The following is a 13,990-nucleotide window of genomic DNA, read 5'->3' as shown; positions in this document are numbered from 1 at the left end:
GTCAGACGCGTTGACTGACCGCGGTCCCGACCCGGCGTCGACAGTGCGTCCTGACGGAATGTCGAACCGGGGGAACGGCTTTACCCACGGCAGGAAAGGCCGGGCACGTGTTCCCGGAGGTCATCGAGACCGACCGCCTGCGTCTCGAACGGTGCTCGCGCGAGCGCGTCTCGCCGCGGACCCTGTACGAAGTCGCATCCGATCGGAGTCCGACGATCGACGCCGAGACGGCGTACCTCCCGTGGGAGCCGCTCGACACGCTCGCCGACGCGGCGGACCGCCTCGCGGCGTTCGAGCGACAGTGGGAGGAGCGCGAGCGCGCCGAGTGGGTCGTCCGGCCCCGGACCGGCGAGCCCGACGCCGGCGAGTTCGCGGGGACCGCCGGACTACTTTGTCAGTGGGAGAAGGACCTCGCGTTGCTCGCGGTCTGGCTACGCCAGCCGTTCTGGGGGCGGCGCTACTCCGGCGAGCGCGCCGACGCACTCCTGGAGGTGGCCTTCGATCGGCTGGACGTCGGCGTCGCAGCGGTGCCGATCCACGGCGACAACGACCGTTCTCGCCGAGCCGTCGAGCGATACATCGACCGCCACGGCGGCCGATACGAGGGGCTCCTCCGCAACCACGCCGGCCGCTACGACGAGCCCGCAGATCACCACCGGTTCTCGGTGAGCCGCGAGGAGTGGCGCGAGGCCGACGGCGCCCGCACCGCCGTTCGGTACCCCGACGGGACGTGAGACCGTCGCCTCGGCGACGGTCCGGGCGAGGCTTCAAATACGAAGGCGGAACCACTGGGGCCCACGGGCGATGGGTCGCGCCCGTCCGGCTCGCGAGCCATCCGGTCCCCGCCGCTCGCTCGGGCTCCAGTCAGCGATCCTGCCGCTCGTCACGAACGCCAGGAACTGGTCGATCCACGCCGGTGCGAGGATCGGTCTGGTAATCAGGAAGAGCGGAACGACGTCGGCGCGGGCGTCGCGCGCGAACACCCCCACGACGAGGAGCAACCGAGCGCACGGACGGTCAGGCAGACGGTGCCCGCGCCGACGCCCCAACTTTCGCGTGAACCGCGGGAGCAAGCCCATGAGGTCGCGACGGCCCCAACGACCGCGGTGACCGCGAATACGCGCCGGAAGCCGGCGAACGCGCCGTCGTGAGCTGCCGAGGTCGGGACCGGCGGCACCAGTGGTTCGAGTCGATCGACGTCCGACAGCGGGCGGTCACCCCCGCCGATCGCTCCGCGGTTAATCCGCGGCGACAGGGCCGCCGCCGGCGTCGACCGCGTACAGCCGGGCGGCGTCGACCAGCGCCTTGCGGTACTCCGACTTCGACGGGTCGGCCGCCAGCGATCGGAACAGCCGCGTGAACCCCTGGACGTCGACCTCCGGCGCGTCGTCGGCCGCCGCGTGCGCCAGGTCGTACAGGCGGTGGTCGTCGTCGACGAGGCCGTGGCGCTCGCACATCGCGAGCGCGAACGCGGCGTTGACGGCGGTGATATCGGGGTCGGAGCCGGGCGTCAGCCGTCGGGAATCGGGGTGCGGGTGGTCGCGGGGTCGGTCGGCGACGGCCGCAGCCAACTGGGACTCGAAGAACGTGACGAGCTTCTCGCCGGGGCCGACTGAGAGGGTGATGTCGTCTGCGTACACGTCCTTCATGTGGTTCGCGATCTGGTAGCAGTGCTGGATCTTCCGTCGCTCCACGGAGGCGCCAGAGAGCGCGAGAAACAGCGCCTCGTCGGTCGACTGGTGGTGCGACGGGTGCGGCTCCTCGTAGCGAGCCATGTGCGACAGTTCGTGTAAGGCGAGTTCGCGCGCCATCGCCGAGGTCGCGGCCTTCCGGGAGATGTTGAGCACGTGGCGGTCGTCGTAGTGGCCCGCCCACGTCCGCTCCTCGGGGTTGTTGCGGACCCGAACCTCCACCGGGAGGCCCAGGTCACGTTCGGTCTCAAAGAGCGCCGCCGCCCCGAGAAACGGATCGGGCGGGACGGCGCCGCGGACGCGAATGTCCATGTGTACTGTTGGCACGATCTGGATCGAGTTGACTCTTGTGCCGATCGGAACGGAGTGCGACGGCGATCGACCGGTCCACGAGACGGCGTACCACGCGGTGTGACGGGGGGATTCGGCAGTTTCGACGCCGGCAAAGCACTACCCTTTTGACCGGTCGGAGAATACCGGTCGGTAATGGGCCGACGAAAGAAAATCGTACAGGAATGTGAGGAACTGATGGATGAGCCGGAGCAGATCCGGAACATCGCCATCGCTGCTCACGTCGACCACGGGAAGACGACACTGACGGACAACCTGCTCGCCGGCGCGGGCATGATCGCCGACGCGGACGAGGCGACGCAGCTCGTGATGGACACCGAGGAGGACGAGCAAGAGCGCGGTATCACCATCGACGCGGCGAACGTTTCGATGACCCACGAGTACGAGGAGGAGAACCACCTCATCAACCTCATCGACACGCCCGGCCACGTCGACTTCGGCGGCGACGTGACCCGCGCGATGCGCGCCGTCGACGGCGCGCTCGTCGTCGTTGACGCCGTCGAGGGCGCGATGCCCCAGACGGAGACGGTCGTTCGGCAGGCGCTCCGCGAGGGCGTCAAGCCGGCGCTGTTCATCAACAAGGTCGACCGCCTCATCTCCGAGCTCCAGGAGGGGCCCGAGGAGATGCAACAGCGCCTCCAAGACGTCATCGGCGACGTCAACGAACTCATCCGCGGGATGACCGAGGAGATGGACGACATCACCGAGGACTGGACGGTCTCCGTCGAGGAGGGCACCGTCGGGTTCGGCTCGGCGCTGTACAAGTGGGGCGTCTCGCTCCCGTCGATGCAGCGCACCGGCATGTCGTTCGCCGACATCATCGAGCTGGAGCAGGATCACAAGCGGCAGGAGCTCCACGAGCGCACGCCGCTGTCGAACGTCGTGCTCGACATGGTCGCCGAGCACTTCCCGAACCCCCTCAAGGCGCAGCCGTTCCGTATCCCGCGTATCTGGCGCGGCGACGACCAGTCCGAGATCGCCGAGGACATGCGGACGGTCAACCGCGAGGGCGACATCGTCTTCATGGCGACCGACATCGGGATGGACCCCCACGCCGGTGAGATCGTGACGGGTCGCGTCTTCTCCGGCACGCTCGAGAAGGGCCAGGAGCTGTACGTCTCCGGCACCGCGGGCAAGAACCGCGTCCAGTCGGTGGGCATCTACATGGGCGGCGAGCGCGAAGAGCTCGACCGCGGGGTCCCCGCCGGGAACATCGCGGCCGTCACCGGCCTGAAGGACGCTATCGCGGGCTCCACGGTCTCCGACAAGGAGATGACGCCGTTCGAGTCGATCGAGCACATCTCCGAGCCGGTCATCACGAAGTCCGTCGAGGCGAAGTCGATGGACGACCTGCCGAAGCTCATCAAGACGCTCCAGCAGGTCGCCAAGGAGGACCCGACCATCCGCGTGGAGATTAACGAGGACACCGGCGAGCACCTCATCTCCGGGCAGGGCGAGCTCCACCTCGAGGTCATCACCCAGCGCATCCAGAAGAACCAGGGCATCCCGGTGCAGACCGGTGAGCCGATCGTCGTCTACCGCGAGCAGCCCCAGGAGGCGTCGCGGGAGGTCGAGGGCGTCTCGCCGAACCGGCACAACAAGTTCTACATCACCATCGAGCCCCTCAGCGAGGACATCGTCGAGACGATCCAGCTGGGCGAAGCCTCGATGAGCATGCCCGAACTGGAGCGCCGCGAGGCGCTGCAGGACGCCGGCATGGACAAGGACACGTCTCAGAACGTGGAGCACATCCACGGGACGAACGTCCTCATCGACGACACGAAGGGGATTCAGCACCTCAACGAGACGATGGAACTGGTCATCGAGGGCCTCGAAGAGGCGCTCAACGACGGGCCCCTCGCGGCCGAGCCCGTGCAGGGATCGCTGCTGCGCCTGCACGACGCTCGCCTGCACGAGGACACCATCCACCGCGGTCCGGCGCAGGTCATCCCCGCCGTCCGCGACGCCGTCCACCGCTCGCTCATCGACGGCGAGGTTCGCCTCCTGGAGCCGATCCAGGACGTCCGCATCGACGTGCCCAGCGAGCACATGGGCGACGCCTCCGGCGAGATCCAGGGCCGCCGCGGCCGCGTCGACGACATGTACCAGGAGGGCGACCTCATGGTCATCGAGGGCATCGCGCCCGTCGAGGAGATGATCGGCTTCTCCAGCGACATCCGCTCGGCCACCGAGGGCCGCGCCTCCTGGAACACGGAGAACGCGGGCTTCCGCGTGCTCGTGGACAACCTCCAGCGCGAGAAGATCATGGAGATCCGCGAGCGGAAGGGCATGAAGCTCGAGCTGCCGCAGTCGATCGACTACATCTGAGGTAGCGCTCCGAGCGCCGCGGTCGGTCTCGGATTCCGTCTTTCTCTCTCGTCGCGTGCGCCCCAGCGGCGGCGCCGACCGGCGGCTGACGACCCTGCGACGCGACCGAGAAACTGTCGACGCGGCCCCCGATCCGCCGAGAGACCATCGGGTATTTCACAGGATCGTTCACACACTGGCAAGCATCGCCACGGTGGAAGGCTTATCACCTCCCCGTCTACACAGGGCACATATGCCAAGTGGCACGACCCACGGTCGGCGCGACGGCTGCGAACGAGTCAATCAGCCCCGCACGCCGATCACAATTATTGGGTCCGGTGTCACACCCCCCGACGGGACACGGACGGCGGCGGTCGCCGACGCGGGACCGGCGGGGACGCACGCGAGCGGACGGAGGGCCCGGTAGATGCCCTCGGAGTCGACGCCCGCCCCCGGCGAGCAGCCGGCGGCGTCCGAGGAAGGGGCGGAGACGGACGGCGGTCACGAGACCGAGTTGCAGGCGCATACGATCAGACTCGAACTGGTCGACGAGCCCGGTCAGTTACTGGCGGCGCTCAAACCCATCGCGGACAACGGCGCGAACCTGCTGTCGATCTTCCACGAGCGCGGCAGCCTCACGCCGCGGGGACGCATCCCGGTCGAGGTCGACATCGAGTGTCCGCCCGACCGCTTCGAGGGGCTCCTCGAAGACCTACGCGAGCGTGGCGTCAACGTCATTCAGGCCGACGCCGAGGAGTACGGCGACGAGGTGACCGTCGTCCTCGTCGGCCACCTCGTGGATACGGACCTTTCAGACACGCTCAAGCGCATCCAAGACCGCTCCGGGGCGTCCGTGGCCGACATCGACCTGTCGGCGCCGGCCGGCGCCGGGTCCGCGGCGCACTCGAGCGCCCGACTCCGCCTGCGAGCGCACGCCGGCGAGACCGCGAGCGTCGTCGAGACGGTCCGCGAGGTCGCCGACGAGAAGGATATCAACGTCATCGCGCCGTTGGAGGGTCACCGATGAAGCTCGGCGTCCTCGGCGCCGGCGCGGTCGGCCGCGCGGTCGCGGAGTTAGCTCCCGAGTACGGCCACGAGGTGACGGCACTGGCCGACTCCTCGGCGGCGGTCGTCGATCCGGACGGTGTCGACGTCGACGCCGCGCTCGCCCGCAAGGACGCCGGCGAGGCGCTCGGCGGCGATTCACCCGGCGATGCGCTTGCAGCCGAGTACGACGTGCTCGTAGAGGCGACGCCTACGACGCTCGGCGACGCCGAACCCGGGTTCTCCCACGTGCGCACCGCGCTGGAGCGTGACAGACACGTCGTCCTCGCAAACAAGGGACCGGTCGCCGAGCGATACGCCGAGGTGCGCGCGCTGGAGGCCGACTCCGCGGGCGAGGTGTACTTCGAGGCGACCGTCGGCGGCGCCATTCCGGTGTGTGCGACCGTCGCCGATCTGGGCGCACAACACGTCTCGGCGGTCCGCGGCGTGCTCAACGGCACGGCGAACTTCGTGCTCTCGCGGATGGCCGCAGAGGGGCTCGACTACGACCACGTGCTCGCTGAGGCCCAAGACCTGGGCGTCGCGGAGGCGGACCCGTCTTTCGACGTGGAGGGAACGGACGCCGCGCTGAAGTGCGTCATCCTCGCGAACGTGCTCCGGGAGGCCGACTGCGACTCCCTCGAGGAGCTTCGCGACGCCGCGGTGACGCTCGCGGACGCGGACGTGGAGGGCATCCGCGACATCCCCGGAAGCGCACTGGAACTCGCGGCCGAGGACGGTCGGACGGTCCGGCTCGTCGGCGAGGCGACCCGGGACGGCGTCAGCGTCGGTCCCCGGCTGGTGCCCGAGAACGGGACGCTGTCGGTGACCGGCACGCGCAACATCGTCGAGATCGACCACGAGTACGCGGGCGGGCTCGCCATCTCCGGCCGCGGGGCCGGCGGCGAGGAGACAGCGAGCGCCGTGCTTGCCGACGTGGCCCGGCTGGAGTAGCCAGCTCCGTCGACAACCGCCGTCCGATCGGTCTGGGTGGATATTCTCGGTCCTCGTTAGCTGGATCGAACCCCTCGCTCGGGGAGCCGCGTCGATCCGAGACGACCCGTGTAACCACCACACACGGGAGGGGTACGCACGACCAAATCGCAGGAAGGCGACGGGGTGGGCTGCCTGACGTATCGAAATGGTTTTAGGGCGTTCGGACGTTACACGTCCTTACAGAGCGCCTCAGCGCTTGATTCAACAATGAGCGACAAACCCCACCAGAACTTGGCCATCATCGGCCACGTCGACCACGGGAAGTCCACGCTCGTCGGGCGGCTCCTCTTCGAGACCGGGAGCGTCCCCGAGCACGTGATCGAACAGCACCGAGAGGAGGCCGAGGAGAAGGGCAAGGGCGGCTTCGAGTTCGCCTACGTCATGGACAACCTGGCCGAGGAGCGAGAGCGCGGTGTCACGATCGACATCGCCCACCAGGAGTTCGACACCGACAAGTACTACTTCACCATCGTCGACTGCCCGGGCCACCGTGACTTCGTGAAGAACATGATCACGGGCGCCTCGCAGGCCGACAACGCGGTGCTCGTCGTCGCGGCCGACGACGGCGTCGCGCCCCAGACCCGCGAGCACGTCTTCCTGGCGCGCACGCTGGGTATCAACGAGCTGATCATCGGGATCAACAAGATGGACCTCGTCGACTACTCGGAGGACTCCTACAAGGAGGTCGTCTCCGAGGTCGAGGAGCTGCTCAAGCAGGTCCGCTTCGGCACCGAGGACGCGAGCTTCATCCCGATCTCGGCGTTCGAGGGCGACAACATCGCCGAGCGCTCGGACAACACGCCGTGGTACGACGGCGACATCCTCCTGGAGGCCCTCAACAACCTGCCGGAGTCGGAGCCGCCGACGGACGCGCCGCTGCGTCTGCCCATCCAGGACGTCTACACCATCTCGGGTATCGGGACCGTCCCCGTCGGACGGATCGAGACCGGCGAGATGACTCCCGGCGACAACGTCTCCTTCCAGCCGTCCGACGTGGGCGGCGAGGTGAAGACGGTCGAGATGCACCACGAGGAGGTCGACTACGCGGGCCCCGGCGACAACGTCGGCTTCAACGTCCGCGGCGTCGGCAAGGACGACATCCGCCGCGGCGACGTCTGCGGTCCCGCGGACGACCCGCCGACGGTCGCCGAGACCTTCCAGGCGCAGGTCGTCGTCATGCAGCACCCGTCGGTCATCACGGCCGGCTACACTCCCGTCTTCCACGCCCACACGGCGCAGGTCGCGTGTACGGTCGAATCGCTCGACCAGAAGCTCGACCCGTCCTCGGGCGAGGTCGCCGAGGAGAACCCGGACTTCATCAAGTCCGGCGACGCGGCCATCGTGACGGTGCGCCCGCAGAAGCCCCTCAGCATCGAGCCGTCCAGCGAGATTCCGGAGCTGGGCTCCTTCGCCATCCGCGACATGGGTCAGACCATCGCGGCGGGCAAGGTGCTCTCCGTCAACGAGCGGTAAATGCCCGGACAGCAAGCGCGCGTCCGACTCGCGGGCACGAGCCCCGACGACCTGGACGACATCTGCGACGACGTCCGCGAGATCGCGGACAAAACCGGCGTGGCGCTGTCGGGTCCCATCCCGCTCCCCACGAAGACGCTGGAAGTCCCGTCGCGTAAATCCCCCGACGGCGAGGGGACCGCGACCTGGGAGCACTGGGAGATGCGCGTCCACAAGCGGCTGATCGACATCGACGCCGACGAACGCGCGCTCCGACAGCTCATGCGGATTCAGGTCCCGAACGACGTCTCCATCGAGATCGTCCTCGAGGACTGACCTGAGGCGCACCGGACCACACGGTCCGACGACTGACACCGTTCTCTCCGTTTTTTCGCCCGCCAGCGGCGGCACCGTTTTGCGCCTCGCAGCGTACTCGACGGTATGCGCGCGCTCGCGGCTTGGGGTCGATCCCGCCCGCTCCGCCCCGTCATCGATACCCTCGGGCTCATGGCCGCCGTCTCCGCGGCGTTCTGGCTCGTCGACCTGTTCGCGCGACCGATGGCGCGGTTCTTGTTCGTACTGTCGGCCCCGCCGCTCGTCCACCCGTGGACGCTGGTGACGAGCGTGTACGCTCACGTCGGGATCGGGCATCTCCTGGTGAATGCCGTCGTGGTGCTCGTGGCCGGATTGCCGGTCGCCGCGGGCACGACACGTCCGCGGTTTCACGCGTTCGTGCTCGCGACGGGCGCGATCGCCGGCCTCGCGCAGGTGTGGCTCGGCGGCCTGCTTGTCCCCGCCAGCGTTGGCGTCGTGGGGAGTAGCGGCGCCGCGTTCGCGCTCACGGGCTACGTCGTCGCCGCCAACCCCGCCGCCGACGCGCTCGGGCGGGTGGCCAAGCGGGTAAACGTCCCGCCGCGCGCGGTGACCCTCCTCGTCGCCGTTCTCGCGCTGCTCGTCGCGGTCGCGTTCAGCGGCCCGGGGAGCGCGCTGATCGCCCACGTCGTCGGGCTGGCTACGGGACTGCTGGCCGGCCGCGCGCGGCTACTTCGGGTGTGAAGAACGCACGGGGGCGGGTCGAAACGGAACCCTCAAGTGCGATCCCGGGGTTCGTTCAGATGCGGGCTCGTAGATCAGTGGTAGATCGCTTCCTTCGCAAGGAAGAGGCCCTGGGTTCAAATCCCAGCGAGTCCACTTCCGAGTTTCCCGACCCTATTTCGCAGAGACGAGCGTCTCGCGCAGTTCGCGTAGCGATCCGACGTCGAACGTCGGCGCCGGGTCCAGTTCGTCGTCGGCGTTGAACTCCCGACGGACGAACGCAGCGTCGATACCGGCGTTGTGTGCTGCGGCCACGTCTGAAGGCCGGTCGCCCACGTACACCGCCCGCTCGGGCGCCAGATCGGCGAGCGCCCGATCCATGTACCGCGTCCCCGGCTTCTCGGCGCCGACGTCCTCGAGGCCCGGGCCGAGGCCGTAGTAGGTGTCGAAGCGGTCACCGAGGCCGAACCGGTCGAGGACGCGTTCGACGGCCGCGTGTTGGTTGTTACTCACGATGCCGCTGGCGCACGGAAGTTCGAGCGCGGCATCGACGTCGTCGTAGAGTCCCTTCTCCCCCTCGACCATAGCGGTCACCTGGTTCTCGGTGACGAGTTCGTTTCGGCGGCGCCAGAGGCGGTCGAAGCCGACATCGTGGGTCGACTCGAAGTGAGCCATCGCTTCCTCGAGGTCGCTCCGGAGGACGCGGACGGTTCGGAACTCCTCGTCGGTCGGGTCGTCGATCCCGGCCTCAGCGAGCGCCCGACCGGCTGCGTCGTCGAACACCCACGACGGCGAACGTTCCACCAACACCCCGTCCATGTCGAATACGACGGCGTCGTAGTCCATGCCCACTCCAGCGGTGCCGCCGACATCAGACTGGCGGGACGGCGGGAACCTCGGTGGCGGCGAGAATGATCGGGGGCGTCAGGACCAGCCGGAAGCGCCGGGCCCTGCCCAGTCGAGCCGAACTGTCGCCGGTGCCGCGGCGACGTCCACGCGATCGGGGTACCGCGGCGCTGTCCCTCAGTTTCACTTTCACTACGCATGGCTCGCGTACAAGGTCCTCCCACTCCCACGAGGAAGTATGAGCACGAGTCCGACCGTCGCCACACCTGACCGCGTCGACGTGGAGACGGGCACCCGCGCGCGGATCGACGTGACGGAGACGAGCGTCCACGAGGTCGAGTCGTTCCTGCGGCGCAACGAGTGTCGAGTGCACTTCGAGCGGCGCGGCGCGACCACAGATCTGGTCGTCGTCGCCGACCGGTAGGACCTACTCCGGGACCGTGTCCGGACGGTCGTACTGCGCGTCCTCGGGGTCGTCCATCACCTCGACGCCGCGGTTGTTCACCGCGTAGGAGTCGAGCCCGACCTCCTGCATGAACTGCTTGTACAGGCGTTCTGCGGTCTCGGCGTCCTTCTGCTTGTCTGACGCCCTGTCACACAGTTCGATGAGTGTCTCGGGCACGTCGTTCTCGTGGACGATCCAGTGGTTGATCAGGTCCGAGAGCCGCCGGATTGGGCTGGTGAAGTGGCCGTAGATGTCGAAGTTGAGCGCGTGGTGCCCGCCGAAGGGGTCGTTCATGTACTTCGCGCGGGGCATCACCTTCAGCACGGCGCGCTGGATCTTGTTGAGCTGTCGGTCCGGTGCCTCCTCCAGCGCGGCGTTGACCGCCTTCCGGGGGTCGTCGCCCCACGCGTCGCCGGGGATCGAGACGCCGTCGAGTTCCTGAATTTCCTTGAGCGCCTCGTTCCACTGCTCGGGGGTCGGCTGCGGGTGGACGCGGTACATCGCCTCGACGCCGCGATTCCACATCAGCTCGTGGGTGACCGCCTTGTTCGCCTTCAGCATGCACTCCTCGATGATGGTGTGGGCGCGGTCGCGGCTCGGATTCAACACGAGCGAGCCGTCTTCCTTGCGCTGCTCGTGGAGTTGGTCGGCCACGTCGTACGCGAGCACGCACTCCTCGTGCAGCGGCGCGTCGGGGTCGTCGAGGCGGCGCTCGCACTGCTTGTAGGTGAGGCGCTCGTCGGAGTTGATGACGGACTTGTAGATATCCAGTTCCTCGAACGAGAGCGTCTCCTTGTCGAGGCGCATCTCGACGGTGTGGGCGAGGCGGTCTTCGTTGGGGACCAACGAACACACTGTCTCCGCCAAGACGGGCGGGAGCATGTGGATGGTGTATCCCGGCAGGTAGACCGTGTTTCCGCGCTCGACGGCCTCCGCCCACATCGCCGAGTCGGGGTGAACGTAGTGGCTCACGTCGGCGATGTGAACCCACAGCTGGTACTCCTCGTCGTGTTCCTCGATGGAGATGGCGTCGTCGAAGTCCTGCGCGTCGGCGGGGTCGGTCGTCCACGTGGTCAACTCCCGGAGATCGCGCCGCTCGTCGATCTCGTCTTGGATCTCCTGTTGGACGCCCTCGGTTCGGTCCTTCGCCTCGCGCATCACCTCCGGGGGAAACTCGTCGCGGATCTCGAACTCAGCGAACAACGACTCGCGCTTGTCGGCGAGCGCGTCCGCGAGCCCCTGCGTGATGGTGACCGGTCCCTGGTCCTCGGCGGTGCCTTGGGCCGGCTCCTCTTCCGACTGTGCGTCACTCATGGCGCCGGCTACGGGAGTGCGGTACGTGAGGGTTTCGGGGAATGCGCGGGTCGAGGAGCGAGCGAAGCGAGCGACGAGAACCGCGAGAGGGCCGCGATGAAGCCGCCGAGGGCGCTCACTGCCGTCCACTCAGTCGCGACGCCCCTCGGTGTCTTCTGCGTCGGCTTCCGCCTCGCCGTAGCGTCGGTCGACCTCGCGCTGGTACGCCTCGACGTACGCCTCCTGTGAGTCGCCGCCGGCGGCCGCCTCGACATCGACCAACAGCGCCTCCAGTTCGCCGCGCGGCTGGTGAGACAAATTACGGTAACACTCCTTGCAGAGGTACTCGAACTCTTTGTCGCGGCGACTCCAGCGGTCTCCCTCCTTGTCGTACTCGCGAGCGTCCTCGCGGGGGAGCGACTCGCCGCAGGCGATACAGATGACGCCGGACCGGTCCCGGTCCCGCCGGGAACCCCACATGACCTGTACTCCGGCGTCGGTCGACTTAGCGTTTATCGTGCGAACGACGACCACGCCGCGTCGGCGCTCAAGACACCCGCGGCAACGAACGGGGGGACCACGGCGACGAACGAGAGACCCGCGGCGGCGAGCGGGCGATTTATCCGGTGACGCGCGGACAGACGCACATGGACGTGAAGTCACGCCACCACCTCCGAAGCGACGCCGTCTCCGAGATCCGCGAGGCGCTCGCCGATCGCCTCGGTGTCGACCTCGGGGGCGACTCCTTCGAGCTGGTCGAGCTGACCGACTCGCCGTTCGACCTGGTGCTCGTCGACGGCGATCCGGACGTGCTGTACTACGAGGGCGACGGCGGGGACCGCGAGCCGTTTCTCACGGTCCGCGGCGCCAACGACCACCCACCCGAGCGCGGCGTCGTCACCGTCGACGCCGGCGCGGTGTCGTTCGTCTCCGACGGCGCCGACGTGATGCGTCCGGGGATCACCGAGGCCGACGACTCGATCGCCGAGGGCGACCTCGTCGCGGTCGCCGAGGAGACCCACGGGAAGGTGCTCGGCGTCGGCCGCGCGCTCGTCGGCGGCGCCGAGATGGTCGGCGACTCCGGAAAGGTCGTCTCGTCGCTGCACCACGTCGGCGACGACCTCTACGAGTTCTCCGTCTGACCGAGCGACCGTCAACGGGCCGCCGGCTGACCGCGCCGGCGACTAGGCCGGCGACTACGCCGCGTCGTCCTCGTCGGTCGCGTCGTTGTCCGCCGCGTTCGCAGGCGCGTCGTCCTCGCCCGCGTCGAGGTCGTCGTTCTCCAACTCGTCGCTGTACTCCTCCATGAGGATCTCCTGTCCGCGTCGCGCCTCCTCGAACGTCTCGCGAAGGTCGGCGATCGGCGTCTCCGTCGCGTCGACCCGGAGGTCGTCGTAGTAGGTGCCGACCTCGCGGTCTTCGGTCGTCTCCACGAGCAGCGCCGCCGACTGGACGGGGAGGTGCTCGCGCTTGTCGCCGCCCTCGGCGTGACCCGCGTCAAGGGCGTCGATCAGCCGCTCGGCGAGCGGGGCGTCGCCGAAGGCGTCCGACTCGTAGGCGCTGGCGACCGCCTCGACCACCGCCTCGCCCGCGAGGAGGTTGCCGGCGACAGTGTAGTTCTCGCCGTTGGTGTGGCCGTACCAGCCGTTGCACTCCTCGCCCGAGAAGGTGAACGTGCCGTCGGCGTCGACGCCGTGAAGCTGGCGCTGCGGGGCGCCGTCGTCGGCGTTGAGCAGCGACTGAAGCGCGTCGTCGACGGCGAGTCCGTCGTCGATGTACTCGATGCCCCTGCGCCCCAGTTCCACGTTCACGAGCGACTGAGTGGCGACCGCGCCGTTCTCGGAGGCGAACGGACACAGCGTTCCGACGCCGGGGAGTCGGGTCGTGACGGCGACGCCAAACCGCGTCTGGCGCTCGCCCTGCTCGTCGGTGTACTCCTCGCGGACGCAGATGCTGAAGGTCACGTTGTGGGCCCGTGGGTTCGGTCGGCGCAAAAAGGCGGGGTTCCCGGAAGGCAGGCCCCGGGGTCGAACCGCCTTGATCGCGGCGAGTCGAGCAGCGACGACGGCGAGCCCGACCGCGTGTGACGCGCGTGTGCGTCGCGTCCGACGTACAGACTTATGGGTGGAGCGAGTTTGATGACGTACATGGGCATCATGAGTAAGATCCTCGGGGGCGGGGGGACCCACAGCGCCGAGGACTACGTCGAACTGGACCTCGACGACTTCGAGAACGCCCGGGGCGGCGCCGGGATGCAGGTCCATATCGCCGAGATCGCCGACCAGCGGGACGTCATCGACATCAAGGACGCCGTCTACGACGGGGACTTCGTCATCGCCGACATCACCCGCCACTCCACGACGGACCAGACGGTCGAACGGATCATCGACGACCTCCGGCAGGTCGTCGGCGAGGTCGACGGCGACATCGTCCAGAAGGGCGACGACCAGCTCATCATCACGCCCACCGGCGTGACCGTGAGCCGCGAGAAACTCGGCGAGTAAGGGCGACCGACCGGCTTCGTTCTCTC

The 13,990-nt window shown here is 68.3% G+C and carries 15 protein-coding genes and 1 tRNA gene; 11 read left to right on the top strand and 5 right to left on the bottom strand.

Translation table 11 applies throughout. The annotated features are described in order from the left end of the window. Nucleotides 1-107 precede the first annotated feature (107 nt). Nucleotides 108-734 carry a GNAT family N-acetyltransferase gene (locus tag P0Y41_RS12045; RefSeq protein WP_284061571.1) on the top strand — a complete coding sequence of 209 codons (627 nt, stop codon included), beginning with the start codon at nucleotides 108-110 and terminating at the stop codon, nucleotides 732-734. Nucleotides 735-1,238: 504 nt separating this feature from the next. Here the strand turns inward: P0Y41_RS12045 and P0Y41_RS12040 are convergent. Next, nucleotides 1,239-2,003, bottom strand: coding sequence for a DUF5781 family protein (locus P0Y41_RS12040; protein WP_284061570.1), 765 nt, complete (start codon nucleotides 2,001-2,003; stop codon nucleotides 1,239-1,241). Between the two features lie 174 nt (nucleotides 2,004-2,177). Between P0Y41_RS12040 and P0Y41_RS12035 the strand changes: the two genes are divergently transcribed. From P0Y41_RS12035 to P0Y41_RS12005, 7 genes are all read left to right on the top strand, one after another. Then, a complete protein-coding gene (locus P0Y41_RS12035; protein WP_284061569.1) occupies nucleotides 2,178-4,370 on the top strand; it encodes an elongation factor EF-2 in 2,193 nt (730 codons plus the stop codon). A gap of 406 nt (nucleotides 4,371-4,776) precedes the next feature. Continuing rightward, complete coding sequence (locus tag P0Y41_RS12030) at nucleotides 4,777-5,376, top strand: amino acid-binding protein (RefSeq protein WP_284061568.1); 600 nt, start codon at nucleotides 4,777-4,779, stop codon at nucleotides 5,374-5,376. Next, a complete protein-coding gene (locus P0Y41_RS12025) occupies nucleotides 5,373-6,347 on the top strand; it encodes a homoserine dehydrogenase (RefSeq protein ID WP_284061567.1) in 975 nt (324 codons plus the stop codon). Before P0Y41_RS12030 ends, P0Y41_RS12025 begins: the two co-directional genes overlap by 4 nt. 249 nt (nucleotides 6,348-6,596) lie before the next feature. After that, nucleotides 6,597-7,862 (top strand): translation elongation factor EF-1 subunit alpha, encoded by a 1,266-nt coding sequence (gene tuf / locus P0Y41_RS12020; RefSeq protein ID WP_284061566.1) that lies wholly within the window; start codon nucleotides 6,597-6,599, stop codon nucleotides 7,860-7,862. After that, the gene (rpsJ, locus tag P0Y41_RS12015) at nucleotides 7,863-8,177 is read left to right on the top strand and encodes a 30S ribosomal protein S10 (RefSeq protein WP_073306642.1); all 315 of its coding nucleotides are present in this window, start codon (nucleotides 7,863-7,865) and stop codon (nucleotides 8,175-8,177) included. A 105-nt stretch (nucleotides 8,178-8,282) separates the two neighbouring features. Further along, nucleotides 8,283-8,897 (top strand): rhomboid family intramembrane serine protease, encoded by a 615-nt coding sequence (locus tag P0Y41_RS12010; protein WP_284061565.1) that lies wholly within the window; start codon nucleotides 8,283-8,285, stop codon nucleotides 8,895-8,897. Between the two features lie 63 nt (nucleotides 8,898-8,960). Then, a tRNA-Ala gene (locus P0Y41_RS12005) sits at nucleotides 8,961-9,032 on the top strand. A gap of 18 nt (nucleotides 9,033-9,050) precedes the next feature. Here the strand turns inward: P0Y41_RS12005 and P0Y41_RS12000 are convergent. Beyond that, complete coding sequence (locus P0Y41_RS12000) at nucleotides 9,051-9,722, bottom strand: HAD family hydrolase (RefSeq protein WP_284061564.1); 672 nt, start codon at nucleotides 9,720-9,722, stop codon at nucleotides 9,051-9,053. Between the two features lie 238 nt (nucleotides 9,723-9,960). Between P0Y41_RS12000 and P0Y41_RS11995 the strand changes: the two genes are divergently transcribed. Beyond that, nucleotides 9,961-10,146, top strand: a complete 186-nt coding sequence (locus tag P0Y41_RS11995) for a hypothetical protein (RefSeq protein ID WP_284061563.1) — start codon at nucleotides 9,961-9,963, stop codon at nucleotides 10,144-10,146. A gap of 3 nt (nucleotides 10,147-10,149) precedes the next feature. On the opposite strand, the gene P0Y41_RS11990 is transcribed toward P0Y41_RS11995, so the two are convergent. Both P0Y41_RS11990 and P0Y41_RS11985 read right to left on the bottom strand, forming a co-directional pair. Next, nucleotides 10,150-11,481, bottom strand: coding sequence for an RNB domain-containing ribonuclease (locus P0Y41_RS11990; RefSeq protein WP_284061562.1), 1,332 nt, complete (start codon nucleotides 11,479-11,481; stop codon nucleotides 10,150-10,152). A gap of 129 nt (nucleotides 11,482-11,610) precedes the next feature. Further along, the gene (locus P0Y41_RS11985; protein WP_284061561.1) at nucleotides 11,611-11,940 is read right to left on the bottom strand and encodes a DUF7562 family protein; all 330 of its coding nucleotides are present in this window, start codon (nucleotides 11,938-11,940) and stop codon (nucleotides 11,611-11,613) included. 167 nt (nucleotides 11,941-12,107) lie between these two features. Between P0Y41_RS11985 and P0Y41_RS11980 the strand changes: the two genes are divergently transcribed. Beyond that, on the top strand, nucleotides 12,108-12,602 hold the full coding sequence (locus P0Y41_RS11980) for an RNA-binding protein (RefSeq protein WP_284061560.1): 495 nt from the start codon (nucleotides 12,108-12,110) through the stop codon (nucleotides 12,600-12,602). A gap of 54 nt (nucleotides 12,603-12,656) precedes the next feature. Here P0Y41_RS11980 and P0Y41_RS11975 read toward each other — a convergent pair whose 3' ends face one another. Beyond that, nucleotides 12,657-13,424 carry a DUF1028 domain-containing protein gene (locus tag P0Y41_RS11975; protein WP_284061559.1) on the bottom strand — a complete coding sequence of 256 codons (768 nt, stop codon included), beginning with the start codon at nucleotides 13,422-13,424 and terminating at the stop codon, nucleotides 12,657-12,659. Nucleotides 13,425-13,607: 183 nt separating this feature from the next. On the opposite strand from P0Y41_RS11975, the gene P0Y41_RS11970 reads away from it, so the two are divergent. Then, the gene (locus tag P0Y41_RS11970; protein WP_284061558.1) at nucleotides 13,608-13,964 is read left to right on the top strand and encodes a cell division protein SepF; all 357 of its coding nucleotides are present in this window, start codon (nucleotides 13,608-13,610) and stop codon (nucleotides 13,962-13,964) included. The last annotated feature ends 26 nt before the right edge of the window (nucleotides 13,965-13,990 follow it).

Origin of the sequence: Halobaculum halobium, assembly GCF_030127145.1 — an archaeon.
Classification (GTDB): domain Archaea; phylum Halobacteriota; class Halobacteria; order Halobacteriales; family Haloferacaceae; genus Halobaculum; species Halobaculum halobium.
The sequence above is the reverse complement of the archived record's forward strand: the minus strand, read 5'-3'. Positions and strand labels throughout refer to the sequence as shown.